The following is a 22,339-nucleotide window of genomic DNA, read 5'->3' as shown; positions in this document are numbered from 1 at the left end:
ACAAAGACTAGCTGATACCCACTCTAGCAATAGATATCGGGTATAGATCACATAATAACATCAAGATTCATTCCAGGGAGGAAATGATGACTTTCTATCTAGATGCAGTCGATTACACCTTAATTGACTGAATTAGCATTTTTTTATTCAGATCAATAGACGCTACAAAGAAGTCTTTGCAGCGCTCGAATTAAATCGTGCTGTTACTGCTTGGGTAAGAACAGCTCAACCTCATTTTCTGTCAGTTCACGGTACTCGCCAGGCTGAAGCTCTTCATCCAGAACCAATTCGCCGATTGATTCGCGGTGCAGACCAACCACCTTGTTACCTACAGCAGCAAACATACGTTTCACCTGATGGTATTTACCTTCGTGAATGGTCAAAAGCACTTCTTTTTCATCAACCAGTTCCATTTGTGCTGGTAATGTTTCTGACTTCTCGCCGCGGAGTTGAATACCTTTCGCAAAGGTCTCAGCAACACCATATGCAACTACATCATCCAACCATACACGATAGGTTTTATCGCATTTATGTTTTGGTGACGTCACACGGTGTGACCATTGGCCATCATCGGTCAGCAGCAAAAGGCCAGTGGTATCGCAATCCAAACGACCAGCAATGTGCAATTTCTCAGCACCGATTTCATCAAGCAGGATAAAGACGGTCGGGTTGTAAGGATCATCATGAGAACAAACATAACCTTCCGGCTTGTTCATCATGTAGTAACGAGGACCCGACAGGCTCAGCGACATACCATCGAATTCTACATCCGCGTCTTCGGCTATTTTGAGGGCACCGTTTTTAATCACTTCACCGTCAACCGTAACACGTTCTTCTTTCAGGACTTTCGCCGCTTTTTTGCGAGTAACGCCTACTGTTTCACACAGGAATTTGTCTAGCCTGATCATTGCTTCTCACCGCATAATTCTTAGGGCGCGGATTATATACTTAAACTTTCTTTGTAGGCAGTGTTTAAAGTGGTGAGCTAAGTGTTTTATCAGTAAAGGACACAACCCTATATCTGGTCTCATTCCTAACTGTTGAAATTGCACTCTCGGATTCAATGTCTATAACTAAGAGATGCCGAACTTAACAAAAATGCCACAGTCTAAACTCGTGACTTCGAAAATATGATTATAATCTCCCATCGACTAACTTATTGATCAGGGAAGCATTTATGAAAATAACGCTGCAGTCGCCTTCCGTAGAGTCAATGCCACGTCTACTTGAACTTTCAAAGTTTATGCACGACCACGAAGCACTGACTTTTGATGTCGAACATGTGACTTCCGCATTCAGTTTCCTCATTGGACACCCCAACCACGGCGACATTTTCCTTATCAACGTCGAGCAAGGAAATGAGCAGGAAATTATCGGATATGTCGTGCTTTGTTACAGCTTCAGCATTGAACTGGGCGGGCAAATCGCGGTGATCGACCAAATTTTCCTCCAACAGGACTGGCGTCGACAAGGTGTCGGTTCACATGTTCTGCCGAATATCGAGGCGCATGCCCGCGAAAAAGACTGCCATGCCGTGATTCTTGAAGTGAATATCGGTAACAGTGGTGCCAGAGAGTTTTACGAGCAGTTTGACTATATGGCTCGCCGCCAACATTGCATCATGACCAAGCGTTTAGCGCGCTAGCCTTTACTTGACGCGACAGATACACTGGGCAGCCTTGAATTGGCTGCCTTTTTGATTCCATGTATACCCTTCGTCCTTATCAGGCTGACGCGGTCAAAGCCGTCGTCCACTACTTTAGAAACAACAACACCCCAGCCGTTGCGGTGTTGCCTACCGGTGCAGGAAAAAGTCTGGTTATCGCAGAGCTGGCAAAGCTGGCACGTGGTCGAGTTTTGGTGCTTGCCCATGTGAAAGAGCTTGTTGAACAAAACCACGAAAAGTATGAAGGGTATGGGCTGAAAGGCGGGATTTTTTCGGCCGGACTCGGCAGAAAAGAAAGCAACGACAAAGTTGTATTTGCTTCGGTCCAATCCGTGGTGCGAAACCTTGATGCTTTCAGAGACCAGTTTTCTTTATTGGTTATTGATGAATGCCACCGCGTTCCTGACAACGAAGAAAGCAGCTACCGTATAGTCATTTCTCACCTTCAAACCGTTAACCCTGGTATCAAGGTATTGGGTCTAACAGCGACGCCTTATCGACTCGGTATGGGTTGGATCTATCAATATCACACCGCTGGACGTGTTCGCAGCGAGAAACCTAGATTCTTCCGCGATTGTATCTTCGAGCTTCCTATCCGATTCTTGTTGGATGAAGGCTTTTTAACGGAAGCAAAGATCCTCGATGCGCCTGTCTTGAGCTACGATTTCTCATCGCTTAAGGCGTCACCAACCGGATTCTATAAAGAAGCGGATTTAGACCGTGTGATAGAAAACGCACCAAGAGCAACGCCTCAAATCATTAATCAGGTTCTGGATTACGCCAAAGAACGGCATGGCGTGATGATCTTTGCCGCCACGGTAAAACACGCGCAGGAAATTCTAACCCTACTCCCTGAAAACGAATCGGCACTCGTCATCTGTGATACCGCGCAAGATGAACGTGACAGCATAATTCAGCGTTTCAAAAAGCGGGAAATTAAGTATCTGGTCAACGTATCAGTGCTGACCACCGGCTTTGATGCACCACACGTGGATCTCATCGCCATCTTGCGTCCGACAGAATCCGTCAGCCTGTACCAACAAATCGCAGGGCGAGGTTTGCGCCTCTCTCCGGGTAAGACAGACTGTTTAGTCCTGGATTATGCAGGCAACGTTTATGACCTATACCAGCCTGAAATTGGCGATCCTAAGCCGGATAGCGACAGCGAAATCGTTACTGTTCCCTGCCCCGCCTGTGGCTTTAACAACAATTTCTGGGGCAAGTTGGATAACAATGGTTTTCTCATTGAACACTATGGCCGTCGCTGTCAGGGCTTCTTTGAAGAGGATGATGGCGAACGTGAAATCTGTGGCTACCGCTTCCGCGCCAAGTTTTGCAGCGAGTGCGGCGCAGACAACGACATAGCCGCAAGGCGCTGCCACCAATGTGATCACGCTTTGGTCGACCCTGACAAAAAGCTGAGAGACGCCTTAAAGCTCAAAGATGCCATGATCATGGCCTGCGCTGACATGCGATTAACAGCAGGGAAAAACAAATTCGACAAACCACAGTTAAAAGTCACCTATGTCGGGCAGGATGGCGCGGAAATTCATGAAGTCTGGCCCCTTTCGACCAAACGCCAAAAGGATGAATTTCTCGCTAAATTTATCAATCCACATTTGGTTGACCGACACAGACCTTTTACGGACACAGCGCCTTCTAAAGTCGCGCGTGCAGAGCACAGGCTGAGGTTTCCTGACTTTATTGTGGCGAGAAAGAATGGGCGGTTTTGGGCGATTAGGGATAAAATCTTCGACCTCAATCAGTTTGCCTCACAGCAAGAGGTCAGAACCATGTTGACCAACGTGGCTTGAGCGGAAAAACATCGCAACCCACCTCAAACCTAATGATTAAAAACACAATGCGCACAAGTACTCAGCATTCACGCATTAAATCACTGGTAACGCTTGTTATTACCCAGTCTCAATGTTAGTATCCGCGCTCGATTTACTTGGTACTTAGTTTGGTCGCAAATCTAGGTACTTATTTTCAACTCTCTATTTAAGAGTATTTATTATGAAATTCGAAGCAGTAGTTCGTACTGAGCAGGGTAAAGGTGCGAGCCGCCGCCTGCGTCACGCTGATCAATTCCCAGCAGTAGTTTACGGTGGCGAAGCAGCTCCTGTAGCAATCGCTCTGGACCACAAAAAAGTGATCACTCAAATGGACAAGCCTGAGTTCTACGAAGCGATTACTCTGGTTATCGACGGTGCTGAAGTTAACGTTAAGCCTCAGGACATCCAACGTCACCCGTTCAAGCCAAAAGTTATGCACATGGATTTCATCCGCATCTAATTGCTTTTTAGCTTGAATTGAAAAAGCGCCTTTCGGGGCGCTTTTTTGTGTCTGGAATTTGTCATCGGCGAATCAGTCGTCTTCATCACCAAACAAAGACTGTTGTGGACTGATTTCTTCTACCTGCCCTTCTGTCTCCTTCGCCAACTTAGCCCGCATCACGCGCAAGTAACGTTGCTTACAAAGTCGAATTACATTTCGTCTTTGCTCACCGGTAAAATCATTCCAGTGAAAGCGCTCTTCCCTGCTGCGAAAGCAACCTTTACAGTAGCCTTTGTTATTCACCTGACACACACCAATGCAAGGGCTGGGCACGGTAAAGAAATCGAGTTGTTCCATACACCCTCCGATGTCGTTTGTGTCTGTGTTTTCATTCAAGCGAGTTTTCACTCGAAAAGCAAATTTCCTTCTGTAACTCGCTGATATTAACTTTACGCCCAATCATTTCCGCTTAGGTGATTTCTACTAGCGGAATAAAATTCCATTGCGTTTAGTGGTATAAATTTGTTAAGTTGACCACATAACCTTTTGGGTTATTGCCTTTTTGCAGTACAGAGCTCCAACTCTGAAAGAATAAAATAAGAAGGCGCAAGGATGATTGTTATTTAGGAGGAGTTATGTCGTTTTTCGTTCCGTCCGCTGAGTCCCAAGATCACGCAGAATCCATTTACCTAGCCATTGCTAAACACGTTGATGCCCCAGTATACGATTCGCGCATTGAAAGCCTGACGTGGGAACATGAAGGTCAGGAAGTAAAGGCTAAAGTTGGCGATAAATTACCGACCTGCTTTGGCACAGATGATGAAGTTATCCTGGCCATTTTTGATTGTGGTGATGTCTATAAAGTGTGCACACCAAACCGTGGTGCAGTCTGCTTTGACCCGGTTCTCGCCTCTCGCACTTACGTTTCAAGCGTCGATTTCTTCTAGTACGAAGTATTTTGAAAACAAAGAGCCGGTCATTTATTGTCCGGCTCTTTGTTTTTATTTCGTTGAAGAATAACAGACCCTAGAACAATCCCAACTGTGGCATCGCCAAATCATCAAAGTTCTTACCAATAAAGGGCAATATACCATCTGCAATCGGCTTCAATTGTTTATCGACGTAATGCTGATAGTCATACGGACTGTCCAACGCTTCTAATGGCTCGGCACCATTAACGGTGATCACATACTCAATCCAACCGCCGTGCTGATACTGAAGGTTACGCCCTAGCTTCTTATTCGCCTCATCGGCTTTGCGTGCTGCTTTCACATGCGGCGGCACATTCTTCTCGTAGTCAGAAAGCTTACGGCGTAGTCGTTTACGATAGATAAGTTGCGCATCATTGTTACCGCGTAACGTGTCTTCCACCGTATTACGCACGTACTCTTCCACCTCTTCCCCATCGAAAACCTTCTGATACAAGGTTTGTTGGAATACCTGCGCCAAGGGTGTCCAGTCTGTCCGAACCGTTTCCAATCCTTTATAAACAATACGTCGCTCACCATCTTTATTGACCAAACCCGCATAGCGCTTTTTACTGCCGGTATCCTGTCCGCGAATCGTGGGCATCAGGAACTTCTGGTAATGAGTTTCGTATTCAATCTCAAGCGCCGAGGTAATTTCATAGTTTTCGGTTAGGTGGTTAATCCACCACGCATTGATATGCTCCACCAGCGCTTGACCCACTTTATCCGCTTCTTCGTTTGAATAGAGCCTTCCCAGCGAAACAAAGGTCGAGTCAGTATCACCATAAATCACTTCATACCCTTTTGCTTCAATCAGCTCACGGGTAGTCTTCATAATTTCATGACCACGCATGGTGATTGACGACGCCAGTCGATGATCAAAGAAGCGGCAGCCTGATGAGCCCAGCACGCCGTAAAAGGAGTTCATGATGATCTTAATCGCCTGTGAGAACGCCTTTTCGCCTTTCAGTTTGGCTTCGTCGCGGGCTTTCCAAAGGTTTTCGATCAATGACGGCAGGAAATGTTTTTCTCGGTGGAAGACACCACCACGAAAGCCAGGAACACTTGTTTCCTGAGCCTGAAGCCCTTCAATCAAACCTAAGGGGTCGATTAAAAACGTACGGATTATCGAGGGATAGAGGGATTTGAAATCCAACACCAGTACGGAGTCATACAAGCCAGGTTTACTGTCCATCACATAACCGCCGGGGCTGGCAATCCAGTTTTCGCTAGCCAGCGTTGGCGCGATATAACCAGCACGGTGCAACCTTGGCATATAAAGATTGGTGAAAGCCGCCACTGAGCCGCCAATACGATCCAGTTCAATACCCGTTAAACGGCTACGCTGGATAAGAAATTCCAGTAAGTGGGTTTGCTCAAAAATGCGGTTAACCAGCACACAGTCCTGCAGGTTGTATTTGGCAAGCGCAGGTTTATCGTCAAGGAACATCCGGTTGATAGAGTCCATGCGATCGTAGGGGTTATCAATCGCTTTGCCTTCGCCGAACATTTCACGGGATACCGATTCAAGCGACCATGAACGAAAGCTGTATGTCGCCGTTTTCAGCGCATCAATGCCATCAATCACCACACGCCCTGGCAAGGTGATAAACCCCTGTCGGCTGTTTGAAGAATCGCGCCAATGCGCCTTTTCGCCACCGCGCCCTAATCGTAAATCTAGCTTGTGGAATGCAGCGCGTCTGACCAGAAGTCTGAAGTCAAAATCAATCACACTCCATCCCACGACTACATCAGGATCAAAGGTCACAAACCAATCATTGAGCGCTTTCAGTAAGTCATATTCTGATGCTACCCATTGAATCCAAGGGTACTCATCAGCATTGGCTGGCTTTTCCCCAATCATGATGACACGGCTGTCACGCTCGCTATCAAGGCCTATGGAATAGAGGACGCCCTTCTCTGAGCATTCGATATCCAGAGACACGCGGGACAGTGAAGTGGAATAATCCGACGCTTTCGCTTTGGCCTCACGATATTCCGTAAAGCCTCTGCGTTCGGTTGCCTTACCAGCTAAGGTTAAGCCACCGCAAATAAACCGTTCCATTAGATAGCGGTCAGGTAAACGGACATCCGACTCAAGTGTATCAATCTCTTCCATCTGAAGAAGACGGCTTGCTCGATTGGCGGCGTTAATCGTGTTGAAGTAAAAACCAGATACCGTTTGGAGAGCAAAGTCTTTCAAAGGCAGTTCTCGGCAGGTGAAGGCGATGCCCGCCGTATTCAAAATGGTTTGAGTCTGATTCACATGAACAGAGGCGACAAAAAACACTGGTTTTTCGCCCGTAACAATCAATTTTGCAGGTCCATTATCGGTCTGAACCCAGAATGTCAGTTCAGTCTGTTCGCCGATATCACGGCTGTGTCGACTGATTAAAAAACCGTCTTGATACTGCAAGTTAGCCTCAGAAGTAGCAATCTCAGGTGCAGTATACCCCACCTTATCGTCCATCGTTGATTTTATCTGTACGTACGAACAGTATTTTACCCACGAGTACCATTCATTCTCAGAATTCCTCCATTCAATTCAGTAGCCTGTTGTTATAGTTCCTAAGTCAATGGAGGAAGTATGATGAGCAGTCAGGTCTCACACATCGTCATAGTCGATGACGAACAGGAAGTGAGAGATGTCCTAGCTGATGTATTGGTTCAGATAGGTTACAACGTCACGAAAGCAAGTAATGGAAGTCAGCTAAGAGCTACTGCCAATATCGACTTAGCTGTGATCGACCTTCGTCTAAACAACGAAGATGGTCTCCAGTTAGCGCGTCAACTCAGGGAAAGCAGCGATGTTCCCATTATGATGCTCACCGGCAAAGGGGATGCCACCGATCTGATTATTGGACTTGAAGTTGCCGCTGATGATTACATGATGAAGCCCTTTAACCTGCGCGAGTTTACCGCCAGAATTAATGCACTGCTAAGGCGTAGCAAAAAATCCCAGGCGATTGAATCCAATCCTGTCGTGAGTGACGAAACTCTCTATCAATTTTCTGATTGGACGCTCAACCTTTCCCGACGACAACTCATTCACACCAATGGGCACCAAGCCGACCTCACTTATGGTGAATTTTCCCTTCTCGAGGCATTTATCTCCTCTCCACATCTTGTTCTTACACGCGAACAATTGATGGAGAAAACACATGGCTATGACAGTGACTCCATGGACAGGACGATTGACGTGTTGGTTGTCAGGCTGAGAAGGAAAATAGAACCCAACCCCCGTATACCATCACTGATAAAAACGGAGCGTGGCCTGGGATATAGATTCGATTGCTCCGTGGTTCAAATCACTTCCCCTGCACCAAGCTGACAGTCATGCGCAGCCAGAGTATTCGCCCTCACTTAATGCTGACATTGTCAGTATTATTGCTTCTCACCACATTGATGGCAGGCTTTTCCCTGTTCACCTTATGGCAGAATCAGTTTTTGCTCGATCGCGTGACAGAAACCACATTGGCAGATACGCAGACAGCATTAAATCTCTCCGAAGGTGTCGCCCAAATTGCAGCAATGGCCCCATACACAGCCTCTTCTGCCCTTCCATTTCAGGTTCAAAATGAAAAAGCTCAACTCTATGCCAGAGCGCAGACGCTAAGGGAAAACGCCGCCAAGTTAACCGATCCGGATTACGCCGTTGAGTTGGGGAAAAGATATGAAGAAGTGGAAAGAACACTCACTAAGTTGATGGCAAATGTGGAAAGCGAATTGTTTATTCGTGAAGACTTAATGGCACAACAATTTTCGTTGGACGAGCTCGAGAGTTATGCATTCGGAAAAGGGTTTGTCGATGCTTTCCGCAAAGACCCTACCCGAATTCAGTCAGGATGGATAACCCAAGTCACCGATAGCATTAAAAAAGACAAACCAGATAATTCGTCTTTATCACGAAAGGTTTTACCCGTGTTGGCAACCTTGACCCGCAGTAACAACCAAATCGGTGCTTTACGCTCAGAGAATGCGTTCTTGCTCGCTTCTATTCGTGCTCAATCAGAACGGATGGCGAATTACGTGTCGGAAATCGTTCAAACTCACCAAAGCGAAATCAACCAGCAGCAACTGCTCGCCAGAAAAGCCATCAATCAAGTGGCTCTTCTCATGGCTTTCATACTGCTCTCGCTCGCAGTGGGGGTTTTCTATCTCTATCGTTTCAATGACCGCATGGCGAAAGACCTTCAAAGCGTGACAGATGAAATGATTAGCCTCGCCAGTGGTAACACCGAACATGAGCCAATCAATATTCCGCGACAAGATGAAATCGGCCAACTCGCTAGCGCTTTTAAAGCATTCCAGCACAACGCCATAGAAAAGGCACGTGTCACAGGAGACTTGTCACGCCAGAAGCTTCTGCTGGAAACCCTGTTCCACGATATGCAGGATGGGTTGAGTGCCTTCGACAAAGACAACCGCCTGTTGGTGTGGAACCGTAAATATATCGCCCTACTGGGGATTGACGCCCAGAAACTGCTTGAGGGCATGCACATTGAAGATGTTCAGGCTTTGATAACGCCTTCGATGTTGCACAGTGAAAGCGAGTCTCTGGATGAGAAAGAGAGCATTGCCCAGCGTCATCAGGAGCCTCAAGTCTTCGAGCGCCAGTTTAAGGATGGCCGTATCGTCGAGTACCGGAGTCAGCCAATTCCTTCTGGCGGCTTTATCACGCTCTACCGCGACTTGACTGAAAGCCGCCAGATTGATCTTAAGCTGCGCCAGGCACAGAAAATGGAAACGCTGGGGCAACTGACAGGAGGCATCGCCCATGATTTCAATAACCTTCTCTCGGCACAAAGAGGAAATCTTGAGTTATTGGATATGAATGCATCACTTGAGGGTAGTCATCGAACCTATCTTAATCGCGCACTTTCCGTCACCGAGAAAGGCGCCCAATTGGTTGATAGGCTGCTTGCCTTCAGTCGTCAGCAACCGCTTCACCCTGAACCTGTGAACCTGGAGCAAACTTTGTGGGAGCTTGCCGATCTCCTTGATTACACATTGGATGGGACAAGCCGGCTGGCGCTCGATCTTTCCGAACAAGAAAGCTGGACTTACGTTGATAAGAGTGGATTAGAAAACGCATTGATTAATATGCTTCTCAATGCGAATACCGCGATGCCGGACGGTGGTACCGTCACTATATCCACCCGCGCCTGCTATATGATTGAGGCTAATCAAGAAGCGGTATTGCTGGAGGTGTCTGATACTGGCAATGGCATTGCGGCCGAAGCGATGAACAAAGTCATGGAGCCCTTTTTCACCACCAAAGAAAAAGGCCAAGGCAGCGGCCTTGGTTTGAGTATGGTTTATGGCTTTGTAGAGCAATCTCACGGAGACGTTTCAATCAGCTCTCAATTGGGGATAGGAACACAAATCAGCATGATGCTGCCTCTTACCAAGCACAAACATGTAGAGCATCATTCGGAACCCATAGCTGAAACCATCTTAAGCATGAGCAATCAGACAATCTTGCTGGTAGATGATGACGGGGACGTTGCTGAGCCCATCAAGATACTATTGGAGAACGACGGTTTAAATGTCATTGCCGTCAACTCGGCCAAAGATGCCTTGCTAGCACTTAAAAACACCCGCTTCGACGTTGTACTTACTGACATTAATCTGGGCAGCAAGGAAACCGGAATTTGGCTTCGAAAAGAAGCTTTGAATCTGTACCCTGAACTCAACATCGTGTTGATGTCTGGGCTCCCTCAAAACCAACTCTCCGAGCAATTTGGCTATGAGCCAGACTGGCCTTTGATCACAAAACCGATAAGTTACCGTCAACTCCAGTTAACACTAAATTCAATAAACTCAAATTCTTAAGCGCTTTATTTCAATTATTAACAGCTAAACTTCCCGATTGAAACCATCCATTCGTTTTCATTTGGCAGTGTGTTTGAAAAGACAAAGACACAAGGAGATCTGCTATGAAAACGCTGTTACGCAAAACCGCTATTGCCGCTATGTTTGCTGCCTTGCCATTGGCACAGGCTTCTGCAGAAGAAGTGCTGATTGGTCTGATTACAAAAACCAATACCAATCCATTTTTCGTCAAAATGAAGGAAGGTGCCGAAGCCAAAGCGAACGCCTTAGATGCCAAAGTAAGTTCTTTCGCTGGCCGATTTGATGGCGACACAGATTCACAAGTTCAAGCGATTGAAAACCTGGTCGCTGCTGGCGCGACAGGCATTCTCATTACCCCAAGCGATCCACAGGCACTGGCCCCTGTTGTGAAACGTGCCCGTGATGCAGGCGTACTGGTTATCGCCCTTGATACCCCATTCTCCCCTGCTAACGTCGCCGACGCTACCTTTGCAACCGACAACTTTAAAGCTGGCGAAATGATTGGACAGTGGGCAAAAGCAAAGTTGGGTGGCAACGCAAAAGATGCCCGCATCGCACTTCTGGATCTTAGCACCGCGAATATCACGGTGGATGTTGCTCGTAACCAGGGCTTCCTGACTGGTTTTGGTATCGACACCAAAAACCCGAACATCAACCGTGACGAAGATGATTCGCGCATTGTTGGCAATGACGTGACTCAGGGCTCAGAGGAAGGCGGCCGCCGCGCAATGGAGAATCTGCTCCAGAAAGATCCTAGCGTTAACCTCGTTTACACCATCAACGAGCCCGCTGCTGCTGGCGCGTATGAAGCACTTAAAGCCGTAGGCCGAGAGGACGACGTTATTATCGTTTCGGTGGACGGAGGTTGCCCGGGAGTAGATAACGTTGGTGCCGGTGTGATTGGTGCTACATCCATGCAGTTCCCTTTGAAAATGGCATCGCTGGGTGTTGAAGCCGTGGTTGAATACGCGAAATCAGGCGTTAAACCGGGTGCAACGCCAGGTAAGTCTTTCTTTGATACCGGCGTCGAGCTTATTACCGATGAGCCAGTTAAAGGCGTGTCGTCTACCACATCCAAGGAAGGAAAATCAAAGTGCTGGGGATAACCCAGCTTTGCGGAGAGGGATTATTCCTCTCTCCGCTTTTTTGTCGTGGACATTTCCTGTCTGAACACGGACGTACTCAGGAGCTATAGATGTCATCTCCATCTGAACAAAACCGAGCGCTTGGAGAACAACTCCATCAAGGTTTTAGTGTTGCACAACGTATTCAACTCTATTTGCATAACCATCCGACAGCAGCGCCTCTACTCGTTCTGATTATTGCTGTCGTCGTATTCTCGACCTTGATTGGGGATCGCTTTTTTCACCCCTTCAACCTTTCATTGGTACTCCAACAGGTCACCATCATTGGTGTCATTGGAATCGCACAAACACTGATTATTCTGACTGCAGGCATTGATTTGTCTGTTGGAGCCATCATGGTGCTTACCTCTGTTGTGATGGGAAGATCCGCCATCGATTATGGCTTCTCTGCACCCGTCGCTCTGTTGGCAGGGCTTTCTGTCGGAGCCATATGTGGATTAATCAACGGGCTTTTAGTCTCAAGAATTAAGCTACCGCCCTTTATCGCAACTCTCGGTACCTGGAATATTTTCTTTGCCCTCAACCTTTGGTACTCCAATAGTCAAACCATTCGCTCTCAGGTAATTGACCAGCAGGCGCCGTTGCTGCAATGGCTCGGAAACACGATCGAGTTCTTTGGCGCCCGCATTGCTTACAGTTCTATCTTCATGCTCCTCCTGTTTGTGATTATTTGGTATGCGCTGAACTGGACAGCTTGGGGACGTCATGTTTACGCGACTGGCGATGACCCCGATGCAGCAAGGCTTGCAGGTATCCGGACGCGCAAAATACTGCTGTCCGTCTACATACTTGCCGGCGTCGTTTGTGGGTTGGCGGCTTGGGTATTGATAGGACGAATAGGCTCAGTGAGTCCGCAGGCAGGCTTTACCGCAAACCTGGATTCGATTACAGCAGTGGTGATTGGAGGAACCAGTCTTTTTGGAGGCCGCGGCTCAATTTTTGGCACCTTGATTGGGGCACTGATTGTTGGCGTGTTTAGAAATGGACTGGCACTGCTCGGCGTTGATGTGCTGTGGCAAGAATTCACAGTCGGCATATTAATCATCGTGGCAGTCAGTATCGACCAGTGGATCAGGAGGGTGGCAGCGTGAGTATTGAAAACCCAAAACCAGTGCTTCAGGCTAAAGGACTCGTCAAGCGCTATGGCCGCGTCACGGCTTTAGATGACGCAGATTTTGAATTGATGCCCGGTGAGATCCTCGCGGTGATCGGCGACAACGGGGCAGGCAAATCCAGCCTGATAAAAGCACTTTCCGGTGCGCTGATTCCCGATGCTGGAGAAATTGCTCTTGATGGAAAGTCCGTAAAGTTCTCCAACCCAATGCAGGCGCGTGAAGCGGGAATTGAAACGGTCTACCAAAATCTAGCTGTTTCACCAGCCCTAAATATCGCTGACAACCTCTTTCTGGGCCGCGAAATTCGTCACTCCGACTGGCGAGGTAAATGGTTCCGTATGCTGGACAAAAAAGCGATGCGTGATAAAGCCAAAGAGAAACTTACCGAGCTCGGCTTGATGACGATTCAGGACATCACCCAAGCGGTGGAGACTCTTTCAGGAGGGCAACGTCAAGGGGTTGCTGTGGCGCGTTCTGCGCTATTCGGTTCCAAAGTGGTGATTATGGATGAGCCGACTGCCGCATTGGGTGTTAAGGAATCCCGTCGCGTGTTGGATCTCATCCTGGAAGTTAAGAATCGTGGGCTCCCGGTAGTGCTCATAAGCCATAACATGCCTCACGTTTTTGAAATCGCCGATCGGGTACACATTCATCGATTGGGTAAGCGGGTGGACATCATTACGCCGCAGACCCACACTATGAATGACGCAGTAGCAATAATGACCGGCGCGATGGAGCCGGGACAAACGTCCGAGGCTTAATCTAAGTGTACAGACTTGTGCTCACATTCATGCTTTTGGCTTTGATACAGCCGCCCGTTGCGGCGGCTATCAAAGCGGGAGTGAGTGTCACTGATCTTACTAACCCCTACTTCGTTACCGTCGTTCGTACCATTATGGAAGAAGTTCAAGAGCGCTTTGGTGAAGACAGCGTTGTCCTCGTCCGATCCAGCGCTTATGACCATCCAAGACAGGTACGTCAACTCAACGAATTTATGGCTGAAGAAGTAGATGTCGTTTTTCTTGTTGCCTCAAACGAGCACAAAATTGGCCCTTATGTAAAACGTCTTTTTCGCCACGGTATCCCCGTTTTCGCTATAGATGTGCGCGCTGATGGTGCGACAGCGACAGTGACAACCGACAACCTTCGTGCGGGGCAAGTTGCTTGCCATGGTTTAGCAAAGGTGCTGGGGGGTAAAGGGAATGTCCTGATTATCAACGGCCCGCAAGTCTCGGCTGTGATAGAGCGCGTTGAGGGATGTAAAGAAGCACTGACACAATACCCTATGCTAACGTTTCTCGGTGATTCGTTAAATGGCACTGGCAGCGTTGAAGGCGGTCTTGAAAAAATGGCTTACGCAATGCAGCTCTATGATGATATCGATGGTATTTTCGCCATTAATGATCGCACAGCCCTTGGTGCTGAAAGTGCTTTACTTCAAGCCAAATCAAAAGCGGTCATTATTTCAGTAGATGGCAGTCCTGATGCTAAATCTGCATTTATAGACCAGAGACCAAACTGGATTGGTTCAGCTATTCAATCACCAGAGACGATGACCCGCGAAGCAGTAAAGATTGCAGAGCGGTGGCTGCAAAGCGGCCAAATAGAGAAACAAGATGTGCTTATACCCACCCGCCTAATGACCCCAGAAAATGCAAACACATTCAAAGAATGGTAATTCAGTCCCTTGCTAATGGGGACTGTTTACTCTCTTTACCTAAAAATGTCACAGTAATGCCAAACAAAATGACTACGGCTGAAATCACCATTCTCAATGAGATACTTTCATTTAACAGCAGATACCCCGCAATCGCTGCAATGATAGGGACAGATAACTGCATCACTCCTGCTTGCGTGGCTTTAAATTGCTGAACAACGCCATACCAAATAGCATAACCAATTGCCGAGGCCACAGCCCCGGAGAGAATTGCTAACCAAATGCCTTCCGAAGACACAGTATTCATCGGGATGTTAAGTAGGAAAAATGGTACAACAAAGAAAATACTCAAGCGGAAGTTAATACAATTGGCAGGAAGCTGCGGCACCTTCGTTTCCTTACCTAGCACACTGTAGATCCCCCAAGCCGCGCCTGAAATCGCCATCAATCCCGCACCCCAAACGTCTGGCGCATTCATTCCAGGCGAAACCATGTAGCCGAGGCCTGCGACCGCAATCAGTGCTCCGATATACTCTAATCCACTCGCTCCACCTTCTTTGTGATGGCTATATGCGAACATGGTCAACTGAACGAAGGCGAACAGAATGAGCGCACCAGTTCCTGTTTCCAAATACATGTACGCGAAGGAGAATGTTGCCGCATAAAGAAACAGCATGGCAGCGGCAAGCCAATGCTCTATAGGCTGCTGAACTAACGAACATTTCCTGGCATCACTATTTTTAGAATGGAAAATGCACGAGAGGACATAAAGCACTAATGCGCCAGATATTAATCGAATTGAGGTAAATGAAGCTGGGTCAATATCGCTTTCAGCTATCGCCATTCGGCACAGCAACGAATTGGCGGCAAAGAAGGTCATCGCGACCAAAGCCATCGTCAGATTTTTTAGCGTAAGCCTTGCCATATGAACCATCTTCACCATCCTTAAATTATCACTTGCTAATCTGACCGCCCTAGTCTAAATCCACTTTCACAACTTTGAGAAAAACTGGTTATTTTTCTCAATCATTTTGAACTTTTTGGTTTCTGCTTAACTGATTGATAAGTGAACATGATGCAACAGCGTTTGGTAAAACGGCGCGAAAGCGGTAAAATACCGCTCCCGTTTTTTCAGTGGTGAAGTGAATGTCCGAAGCGAAACGCAAAGCCCTCAAAAAAATTGCTAAGTGTCTGGAACTCAGCAACTCCTCAAACATCAATGAAGCAGCACAAGCCATTAAAATGGCACAGCGGTTGATGAAAAAGTACGGGCTTGATCAAGACGACATCGACTTCATCAGTATGGGTAAAACCACCTCAGAAACGCTGCTTCCGTCATCAATCAGCGACGCGATCCTCAAAATCATCCGCGGCATCAACACACGCTTTGGCGTGGAATGCGTGCTGACCAATTATAAAGGCCTTAAAAAAGCGGAGTTTATCGGCGATGCGGATCGCGCTATCTTTGCCGCTTTTGCCTTCGATATCGTGTACAGAGAAATGAACGAGCACGTCGGGCAGTTCAGAAACAGTTTTCAGGGTTCAGGCACCTCTCAGGTGGAACTAAACCGTCGCGTACAGTCTTTCACCATGGGATGGCTTGAAGGTGCGTTGGCTAAGCTGCCAAATATCGCCCCAGATAGTGATGCTGACAAGAAAATCAAAGACTATATCGATAAACAGTTTGAAAACATCGATCGCGAGACTTTCAAGCAGCAACTGAAAGAGGCCATGAAGAACATCACTGATGATTACGAGAAGGGAATGAAGAAGGGAAAACAGGTTTCCGTCAGTCGACCAGTTTCTGGAGCACAACAAATGAAGCGCCTAACTTAGGCGCTTTTTTACAATTGAGACCGCAGTCCAACCCAGCAACTGATAGTTTTGCAACTTACTGACTTTCAATAGACTCACCGAAAAACCACTCCTTTTTGAACACTGTTGTATTAAAAAAGCCTGAATTTATCCTATCGCTATTGTATTGCAGAGTGCCAAGCCCTAGCCTAGCTTATTAAATCATCAGTTCAGTTGGTGATTGAAAAGATTTGCAAAAGCAAACTCAAGGATGGTGACTCAAAGAGAGATACCATAGTCTACCTTCCAAACCCTCTCTAGAAGGAATGGAGAAAGCAAAATGAAAAAAGCAGTGACAAGCCTTGGACTCATTGTGGCATTAAGTCCAGTGGCAAATGTATTCGCCCAAGATGATTCAAACTTTTATCTTGGTGGTCGTTTCGGTGTGTCTACGTTGACGGACGCGTGCCAAGCAGGCAACTGTGGTAGTCTCGGAAACGACGAAGTTGCCGGAGGCCTGATTCTTGGCTACGACTTCGGTAATAACTTTTCCATTGAATCAACTTATGACTATCTTGGTCGTTTCGATACCGCATTCAATGGCGTAAACCCTGGTGCCGGTGACCTGACCGCATTAACGCTAGCACCGAAATTCAATGTAGGTGTTACAGACCTTACTGATATCTACGGTAAGCTCGGACTTGCATGGTGGAACTGGAACAGCAAAGTAGGTACAGGTGATCAAGACGATTACTCAATTCTTGCTGCTTTGGGTGTTGACCACCGTGCTAATGACTTGGTTAATGTTCGTTTGGAATATCAATACATTCCAGACATGGACAAAGGCTATTTCGATGCTGACAACCATTTAATTACCGCTGGTGTGACTTTTCACTTTGGCCGTCACAAAGAACCAGAACCGCAGCCAGAGCCAGAGCCAGAGCCAGTCGTAGTTGAAGAAGTCGTTGTCGTAGAAACTGTTGTTGAAGAATCTAAGAGGTACGTATTCTCTCAAGCAGATGAAGTTGAACTGTTTGCCTTTGGTAAATCTGAACTCTCTCCTGGCGCTTCACAGCAATTGGATCCAATGCTTAAGCGTCTGCAGGATTTTGAAGAAGCGACTGCAATCATCATTGGTCATACTGACAGTGTAGGTTCTGAAGTATTCAACAAAAAACTGTCCGAAGAGCGCGCACGAACTGTTGCAAACTACTTCACTTCAAACGGCATCAGTGCAGACCGTCTAAGCGTTGTTGGCGAAGGGGAATCTAACCCAGTTGCCTCAAACGACACAGCTGAAGGTCGTGCGAAAAACCGCCGCGTTGAAATCGAATCTCCAGAGTTTGTTTACGAAGAGTAATCAAATAACCGGGGTCAGAAAAGCCACGCAATAGTGTGGCTTTTTTCTTATCTTTCGGCATAACTTGGCAAGTTAACCAACATAGCATCAATCTTGCAGCGATCTTCATCCGCTACACCCGCAACACGCTGATATACGGGTGAGTGCCTATCATCGATACGAGGGAAATCCCATCCATACGTTGAAGTAATAAAACTCTCCGCAAAATCTGCCGAGTATCTCAAGCATCCAGCCAAAACCGTATCGACATAACTTTGAGCTATTGGATGACTACTGCAAGGTGCTATCACTTCATCTGTTACGTACACATACACGAGACCATCAACCACAAAGTCATCTACCAGCACCTGAATACGCTCAGAGTCCAAAAGAACACGTTGATACCCAGCTTCTCGGATATCAAACACCTCTAATGCACTATCATCAATGTGAATTAATACTCCGTTGCAATGCCCTTCGCCTTCCCGAACAACCAAGTGAGACATGACAGGCGAGCCCGTATACCCCCAGTGTCTTTGCAAACCCGACACTTTCGCAGGCACCGCACGTCCCGTTTCTCCGGTCAGACGCCTTGAAGCATCGTTTATCAAACTTCCATATCCAAATATATACATAAATTATCAAACAATTATCATTAATTACTTAATTGGATTAATCCAAACAACACGTGGTACTGTCAACGTTGTAACCTGAGAATCTGTGGTTGTTCAGGAAGAACAGCATTCTCTGCATAGCAAGTCTCAATCTTTCCTAAATTTCTTTACGTTCAGTATGATTCTAAAGCACTATTCTGTCCGACCGCAGTTTGAAGGATGTGTCTGCGGTACCTCCGAAGATACGACATGGATAAAAACAATGACCGCTTACCAAAGCTTAGAAAAACAATTTAAAAAACTTTTCAATTACGAACACCTCGCCGCGATTTGTGGGTGGGATCAAGCTGCCATGATGCCTGATGGCGGTAACGAAGCCAGAGCGCATGCAATGAGTGAGCTCGCTGTACTTTGCCACGAAACCCTGACAGCACCGGAAATGGGTCAATGGATTGAAGAAGCAGAAGCAACTGTCGCTTCACTTTCTGAAGAACAAAAAGTCAGCTTGAAAGAAATGAAGCGCGTTTGGCAACAAGCGACTGTCTTACCTTCTTATTTGGTTGAAGCAAAATCCATCGCGGGTTCGAAGTGTGAGCACGAGTGGCGCACCCAACGCAAAGAAAACGAGTGGGATAAATTCGCAGTCAATCTCAAGGATGTAGTAAAACTCGCTCGAGAAGAAGCAGCTATCCGCGCGGAACAAACAGGCTTGAGCAAATACAACGCTATGCTGGACCTTTATGAGCCGGGGATGACAACAGAGAAGCTGGACGTTATCTTTGGCGAACTCAAGTCCTGGTTACCCGAGCTAACACGTCAAATCATCGAAAAACAGTCAAACGTTACTGTAGAAGAACCCGCAGGGCCCTTCCCAACTGAACAGCAAGCGGAACTCGGCAAAAAGCTGATGGGGATTCTAGGCTTCGACTTTAACCATGGTCGACTTGATGTTTCAATACACCCTTTCTGTGGTGGTGTTCCTCAAGATGTTCGTATTACTACGCGATACAATGAAGAAGACTTTACCCAGGCCATCATGGGTGTGGTTCATGAAACCGGACATGCGCGCTACGAGCAAGGCCTACCAGCATCCTTACAAGGCTTCCCTGCTGGCCAAGCACGCTCAATGGGTATTCATGAAAGTCAAAGTCTGTTTTTCGAAATGCAACTCGCACGGAGCCCAGAATTTGTCGAACACATTGCTTCGTTCGCAAAAGACACCTTTGACCGTCAGTCTGACCAAGACTTCGATATAAGCAACATCAACGCTCTTTATAAACGCGTGCAACCCGGCTACATTCGTGTCGACGCAGATGAAGTGACCTATCCAGCTCACGTTATCCTTCGCTATGAAATAGAACGCGATTTGATTGAAGGCAACATTGAAGTGGATGACATTCCAGGTATCTGGGATCAGAAGATGCAGGAGTATCTTGGTATCTCCACCGAAGGTAATTTCATTAATGGATGTATGCAAGATATCCACTGGACAGACCCCGAATGCAAAATGTCTACTGCAGAAAATCACAACTATAAAGACGGATGCATGCAGGATATTCATTGGTGTGACGGCTCATTTGGCTATTTCCCAAGCTACACGCTGGGTGCTATGTATGCGGCACAGTTTATGGCAGCAATGCGCAAGACAATTGATGTCGATATCTGCCTGAAACAACTGGAGATCGCACCGATTAGCGCCTGGCTTGAAGAGAACATATGGTCAAAAGGATCAACGCTGACGACGGATGAGTTGGTGATTCAGGCAACGGGCGAACCACTAAATCCAGAGTATTTCAAACAGCATCTTATCAATCGTTACCTGAACAATTAATTAAAACTAACCAGCGCAGCTAGTGGCTGCGCTGGTGCTCTAGGGGCTGTTGATCTTTGGTGATGATTTTTGCAGCAGTTTGTGGGGATTTTATGCAAGGCAGAGGCGTCGATGTGTAGCTAGCCTACATGAGACGCTGATAACGCAGCAGAAATTCCCCACAAACGCTGCCCGAAGGGTTCTGCTCTAAGCGTTTTATGCTTTGTTGAGGTGTATTTGCTTAGAATGCTAGGCGGCACACACCTCGCCGCGCCTAAAACGCTTATAGCTAGAACAAAATTTAACCACCAAAGATCAACAGCCCCTAGCTCAATACAGTTAAATTTCTCATACCCAACCTGTCCCATAGCATTCTCTGCAAGGGTTTGATTTTGCGAAGCCCTGACATTTGGGATAGTACTGCTTACCTTCGGGGATATTGACAACTTTTTTGCTAACTCTCACTGGCAAAGGCTTTTTTTGAGCCTTAGTTTGAAATTGAACTTTAGATTGCGTGGTATTCTCCATCAAAAAGGAACAACAAAGAGCACGACGTCAGTCAACTCACCCGAAGGGAGGCCATCAATGCGAGCATCTTCAGATTGTTTGGGTATATACTCCAATGACGACGATTACATGGAGGTAGTGGTATGAGCCGTAATGCACGAAGAATGGGCGATCACAGCGCCGCCAATTGGGAAACTAAGCACCCAGCCCCCTCAGATGCTAAAGCACGCCGCGCTGCTAAGTCTGTGGTATGTTACAACGTTGAAAGTCTTCCAACCTATAACGCGCCGTTTTATCAAACTGTACGGGAAGAATCAGTTAGAGCCGTTAAACTGGAAGTGCCGCCAAGGGAAGCGCGCTGCTTTACCGTCCCTGCTGGCAGTTTTTTCCGTATTTCATGTTTACATGGTTCACAGGTTGGGGATTTAAATCTTTGGCAGCGTGACAATTTAGGTGAGCAGTTTTTTAGTGGTAAAACACGCCAGTTACATGCTACTCACTTAACCACAGGTGACAGGCTTTGGAGCAGTATGCCTTATCTGCGCCCTATCGCCACCATCACCGATGACTCATTGCAATGGTATGGCTGGGATGATGATGGCGCAGGTGTACACGATGTCATTGGCACCCGGTGCGACCCCTACACCCACTTCCACCTTCATGGTGAAAGCTATCATCATTGCTGCCATTCCAATCTTACCCGGGCACTTGCCGAAAAACTCGGTGTCAGCCAGAAAGATGCAGAACCCCATGTGCATGACGTGTTAAATGTGTTCATGTGTACTGGATTTACGAAAGATACACATCAGTATTTCATGAAGGCGAGTCCTGCAAGAAAGGGAGATTATATTGAGTTTTTTGCTGAGACCGATCTTCTAGGAGCTCTCTCGACCTGCCCCGGCGGGGATTGCAGTTCGACACACTCCAGTGATGAGGCAACGTGCTACCCCCTCACCGTAGAAGTATTTACGGCTCCCGCTGAATCATTGAAAAAATGGAAGCCGTTTCAGCCCAATGAATATTGTTCTGATTAGTTAATGTGCTTCATGCTCTTCCTGACAGCCAACACAGAACCTGACTTCTGGCTTGATGGCTAAACGGGCATCGGGAATATCCATACCACATCCTTCGCAAAAGCCGTATTCGTCGTCCTCCAAACGCTGGAGTGCGGCATTCACTTCGAGCAATTGACGTTGCAACCCCCTGAGATTGGACTTGGCCATTTCGTTTTGCTGAATCGCATCAATGCGGGAAACCCGTCCAATACTGGGTTGATCCAGAGCCACCGGTTCTGCATGACCCTTCAGTAAATCCAACTCTTCCAGAATGTGCGCTTTGAGGTTTTCAAGCCTTACCTGATGTTCTGTCATACCGCGTCCTTGAATCAGAATTCAATCATTCAGTGTTTAACCACACTACCAGAGGATCAAGGTTTAAGACAAAAACCGACGGTATGTCGAACACAGAAGTGGCCCCCAATTTTCGGACATGACTTTAAGTGATTGATCTGTTTTGATAGTCCCCAGAAAGACTGGAGCAGATGATGACAAGAAAACGTAGAAACCACTCACCCGAATTTAAAGCGAAGGTG

20 protein-coding genes are annotated in these 22,339 nt (G+C 47.1%); 14 read left to right on the top strand and 6 right to left on the bottom strand.

Translation table 11 applies throughout. The annotated features are described in order from the left end of the window. Nucleotides 1-203: 203 nt before the first annotated feature. On the bottom strand, nucleotides 204-908 hold the full coding sequence (gene rsuA, locus GMA8713_RS19530) for a 16S rRNA pseudouridine(516) synthase RsuA (RefSeq protein ID WP_062713406.1): 705 nt from the start codon (nucleotides 906-908) through the stop codon (nucleotides 204-206). 269 nt (nucleotides 909-1,177) lie between these two features. Between rsuA and GMA8713_RS19525 the strand changes: the two genes are divergently transcribed. The 3 genes from GMA8713_RS19525 (at nucleotide 1,178) to rplY (ending at nucleotide 3,961) form a co-directional block, all read left to right on the top strand. Next, a complete protein-coding gene (locus GMA8713_RS19525; protein WP_062713404.1) occupies nucleotides 1,178-1,645 on the top strand; it encodes a GNAT family N-acetyltransferase in 468 nt (155 codons plus the stop codon). 59 nt (nucleotides 1,646-1,704) lie between these two features. Further along, on the top strand, nucleotides 1,705-3,480 hold the full coding sequence (gene radD / locus GMA8713_RS19520; protein ID WP_062713396.1) for a DNA repair helicase RadD: 1,776 nt from the start codon (nucleotides 1,705-1,707) through the stop codon (nucleotides 3,478-3,480). A gap of 202 nt (nucleotides 3,481-3,682) precedes the next feature. Next, entirely contained in the window at nucleotides 3,683-3,961 is a 279-nt protein-coding gene (rplY, locus tag GMA8713_RS19515; protein WP_002542243.1) for a 50S ribosomal protein L25, read from the top strand. Between the two features lie 72 nt (nucleotides 3,962-4,033). Here the strand turns inward: rplY and GMA8713_RS19510 are convergent, their stop codons facing one another. Beyond that, on the bottom strand, nucleotides 4,034-4,300 hold the full coding sequence (locus tag GMA8713_RS19510; protein ID WP_062713453.1) for a DUF1289 domain-containing protein: 267 nt from the start codon (nucleotides 4,298-4,300) through the stop codon (nucleotides 4,034-4,036). Between the two features lie 278 nt (nucleotides 4,301-4,578). Here GMA8713_RS19510 and GMA8713_RS19505 point away from each other — a divergent pair, with 278 nt between their 5' ends. Continuing rightward, the gene (locus GMA8713_RS19505) at nucleotides 4,579-4,890 is read left to right on the top strand and encodes a hypothetical protein (protein WP_062713394.1); all 312 of its coding nucleotides are present in this window, start codon (nucleotides 4,579-4,581) and stop codon (nucleotides 4,888-4,890) included. A gap of 79 nt (nucleotides 4,891-4,969) precedes the next feature. On the opposite strand, the gene GMA8713_RS19500 is transcribed toward GMA8713_RS19505, so the two are convergent. Next, a complete protein-coding gene (locus GMA8713_RS19500) occupies nucleotides 4,970-7,327 on the bottom strand; it encodes a DNA polymerase II (protein WP_062713451.1) in 2,358 nt (785 codons plus the stop codon). 171 nt (nucleotides 7,328-7,498) lie between these two features. Here GMA8713_RS19500 and GMA8713_RS19495 point away from each other — a divergent pair, with 171 nt between their 5' ends. The 6 genes from GMA8713_RS19495 (at nucleotide 7,499) to GMA8713_RS19470 (ending at nucleotide 14,705) form a co-directional block, all read left to right on the top strand. Continuing rightward, nucleotides 7,499-8,242 carry a winged helix-turn-helix domain-containing protein gene (locus tag GMA8713_RS19495; protein ID WP_232314497.1) on the top strand — a complete coding sequence of 248 codons (744 nt, stop codon included), beginning with the start codon at nucleotides 7,499-7,501 and terminating at the stop codon, nucleotides 8,240-8,242. 5 nt (nucleotides 8,243-8,247) lie between these two features. Continuing rightward, the gene (locus tag GMA8713_RS19490) at nucleotides 8,248-10,746 is read left to right on the top strand and encodes a PAS-domain containing protein (protein ID WP_062713392.1); all 2,499 of its coding nucleotides are present in this window, start codon (nucleotides 8,248-8,250) and stop codon (nucleotides 10,744-10,746) included. 104 nt (nucleotides 10,747-10,850) lie between these two features. Further along, a complete protein-coding gene (locus GMA8713_RS19485) occupies nucleotides 10,851-11,873 on the top strand; it encodes a sugar ABC transporter substrate-binding protein (protein WP_062713390.1) in 1,023 nt (340 codons plus the stop codon). 89 nt (nucleotides 11,874-11,962) lie between these two features. Next, entirely contained in the window at nucleotides 11,963-13,003 is a 1,041-nt protein-coding gene (locus tag GMA8713_RS19480) for an ABC transporter permease (protein ID WP_062713388.1), read from the top strand. Beyond that, on the top strand, nucleotides 13,000-13,788 hold the full coding sequence (locus GMA8713_RS19475; protein WP_062713386.1) for an ATP-binding cassette domain-containing protein: 789 nt from the start codon (nucleotides 13,000-13,002) through the stop codon (nucleotides 13,786-13,788). Before GMA8713_RS19480 ends, GMA8713_RS19475 begins: the two co-directional genes overlap by 4 nt. A 5-nt stretch (nucleotides 13,789-13,793) precedes the next feature. Then, the gene (locus GMA8713_RS19470; protein WP_232314496.1) at nucleotides 13,794-14,705 is read left to right on the top strand and encodes a substrate-binding domain-containing protein; all 912 of its coding nucleotides are present in this window, start codon (nucleotides 13,794-13,796) and stop codon (nucleotides 14,703-14,705) included. A gap of 1 nt (nucleotide 14,706) precedes the next feature. Here GMA8713_RS19470 and GMA8713_RS19465 read toward each other — a convergent pair whose 3' ends face one another. Beyond that, nucleotides 14,707-15,618 (bottom strand): DMT family transporter, encoded by a 912-nt coding sequence (locus tag GMA8713_RS19465; RefSeq protein WP_062713384.1) that lies wholly within the window; start codon nucleotides 15,616-15,618, stop codon nucleotides 14,707-14,709. A 212-nt stretch (nucleotides 15,619-15,830) separates the two neighbouring features. Here GMA8713_RS19465 and GMA8713_RS19460 point away from each other — a divergent pair, with 212 nt between their 5' ends. Beyond that, nucleotides 15,831-16,520 carry a DUF2786 domain-containing protein gene (locus tag GMA8713_RS19460; protein WP_062713382.1) on the top strand — a complete coding sequence of 230 codons (690 nt, stop codon included), beginning with the start codon at nucleotides 15,831-15,833 and terminating at the stop codon, nucleotides 16,518-16,520. Between the two features lie 298 nt (nucleotides 16,521-16,818). Further along, nucleotides 16,819-17,838: an OmpA family protein gene (locus GMA8713_RS19455; protein WP_062713380.1), complete on the top strand. Its 1,020-nt coding sequence runs from the start codon at nucleotides 16,819-16,821 to the stop codon at nucleotides 17,836-17,838. A gap of 47 nt (nucleotides 17,839-17,885) precedes the next feature. On the opposite strand, the gene GMA8713_RS19450 is transcribed toward GMA8713_RS19455, so the two are convergent. After that, complete coding sequence (locus GMA8713_RS19450) at nucleotides 17,886-18,452, bottom strand: gamma-glutamylcyclotransferase family protein (protein ID WP_062713378.1); 567 nt, start codon at nucleotides 18,450-18,452, stop codon at nucleotides 17,886-17,888. 241 nt (nucleotides 18,453-18,693) lie between these two features. Between GMA8713_RS19450 and GMA8713_RS19445 the strand changes: the two genes are divergently transcribed. Together GMA8713_RS19445 and GMA8713_RS19440 are read left to right on the top strand one after the other, a co-directional pair. After that, nucleotides 18,694-20,262, top strand: a complete 1,569-nt coding sequence (locus GMA8713_RS19445) for a carboxypeptidase M32 (protein WP_062713377.1) — start codon at nucleotides 18,694-18,696, stop codon at nucleotides 20,260-20,262. A 629-nt stretch (nucleotides 20,263-20,891) separates the two neighbouring features. Further along, nucleotides 20,892-21,782, top strand: a complete 891-nt coding sequence (locus tag GMA8713_RS19440) for an urea carboxylase-associated family protein (protein ID WP_084387784.1) — start codon at nucleotides 20,892-20,894, stop codon at nucleotides 21,780-21,782. Here the strand turns inward: GMA8713_RS19440 and GMA8713_RS19435 are convergent, their stop codons facing one another. Continuing rightward, nucleotides 21,783-22,118, bottom strand: a complete 336-nt coding sequence (locus GMA8713_RS19435; RefSeq protein ID WP_062713375.1) for a TraR/DksA family transcriptional regulator — start codon at nucleotides 22,116-22,118, stop codon at nucleotides 21,783-21,785. It abuts the gene before it with no gap. Nucleotides 22,119-22,339 lie beyond the last annotated feature (221 nt).

It is taken from the genome of Grimontia marina (assembly GCF_900060185.1).
GTDB classification, from domain to species: Bacteria; Pseudomonadota; Gammaproteobacteria; order Enterobacterales; family Vibrionaceae; genus Enterovibrio; species Enterovibrio marinus.
Note: the sequence above shows the minus strand (reverse complement) of the source record. Positions and strands in the feature narration are given on the sequence as shown.

Excerpts from the sequence above, each read along its gene's own strand:
- GMA8713_RS19435 (WP_062713375.1), bottom strand. The coding sequence starts at position 22,118 with ATGACAGAACATCAGGTAAGGCTTGAAAACCTCAAAGCGCACATTCTG.
- GMA8713_RS19465 (WP_062713384.1), bottom strand. The coding sequence starts at position 15,618 with ATGGTTCATATGGCAAGGCTTACGCTAAAAAATCTGACGATGGCTTTG.
- GMA8713_RS19440 (WP_084387784.1), top strand. The coding sequence starts at position 20,892 with ATGAGCCGTAATGCACGAAGAATGGGCGATCACAGCGCCGCCAATTGG.
- GMA8713_RS19495 (WP_232314497.1), top strand. The coding sequence starts at position 7,499 with ATGATGAGCAGTCAGGTCTCACACATCGTCATAGTCGATGACGAACAG.
- GMA8713_RS19490 (WP_062713392.1), top strand. The coding sequence starts at position 8,248 with ATGCGCAGCCAGAGTATTCGCCCTCACTTAATGCTGACATTGTCAGTA.
- GMA8713_RS19510 (WP_062713453.1), bottom strand. The coding sequence starts at position 4,300 with ATGGAACAACTCGATTTCTTTACCGTGCCCAGCCCTTGCATTGGTGTG.
- GMA8713_RS19450 (WP_062713378.1), bottom strand. The coding sequence starts at position 18,452 with ATGTATATATTTGGATATGGAAGTTTGATAAACGATGCTTCAAGGCGT.
- GMA8713_RS19525 (WP_062713404.1), top strand. The coding sequence starts at position 1,178 with ATGAAAATAACGCTGCAGTCGCCTTCCGTAGAGTCAATGCCACGTCTA.
- GMA8713_RS19485 (WP_062713390.1), top strand. The coding sequence starts at position 10,851 with ATGAAAACGCTGTTACGCAAAACCGCTATTGCCGCTATGTTTGCTGCC.
- GMA8713_RS19505 (WP_062713394.1), top strand. The coding sequence starts at position 4,579 with ATGTCGTTTTTCGTTCCGTCCGCTGAGTCCCAAGATCACGCAGAATCC.
- rplY (WP_002542243.1), top strand. The coding sequence starts at position 3,683 with ATGAAATTCGAAGCAGTAGTTCGTACTGAGCAGGGTAAAGGTGCGAGC.
- GMA8713_RS19460 (WP_062713382.1), top strand. The coding sequence starts at position 15,831 with ATGTCCGAAGCGAAACGCAAAGCCCTCAAAAAAATTGCTAAGTGTCTG.
- GMA8713_RS19455 (WP_062713380.1), top strand. The coding sequence starts at position 16,819 with ATGAAAAAAGCAGTGACAAGCCTTGGACTCATTGTGGCATTAAGTCCA.
- GMA8713_RS19480 (WP_062713388.1), top strand. The coding sequence starts at position 11,963 with ATGTCATCTCCATCTGAACAAAACCGAGCGCTTGGAGAACAACTCCAT.
- GMA8713_RS19445 (WP_062713377.1), top strand. The coding sequence starts at position 18,694 with ATGACCGCTTACCAAAGCTTAGAAAAACAATTTAAAAAACTTTTCAAT.
- radD (WP_062713396.1), top strand. The coding sequence starts at position 1,705 with ATGTATACCCTTCGTCCTTATCAGGCTGACGCGGTCAAAGCCGTCGTC.
- rsuA (WP_062713406.1), bottom strand. The coding sequence starts at position 908 with ATGATCAGGCTAGACAAATTCCTGTGTGAAACAGTAGGCGTTACTCGC.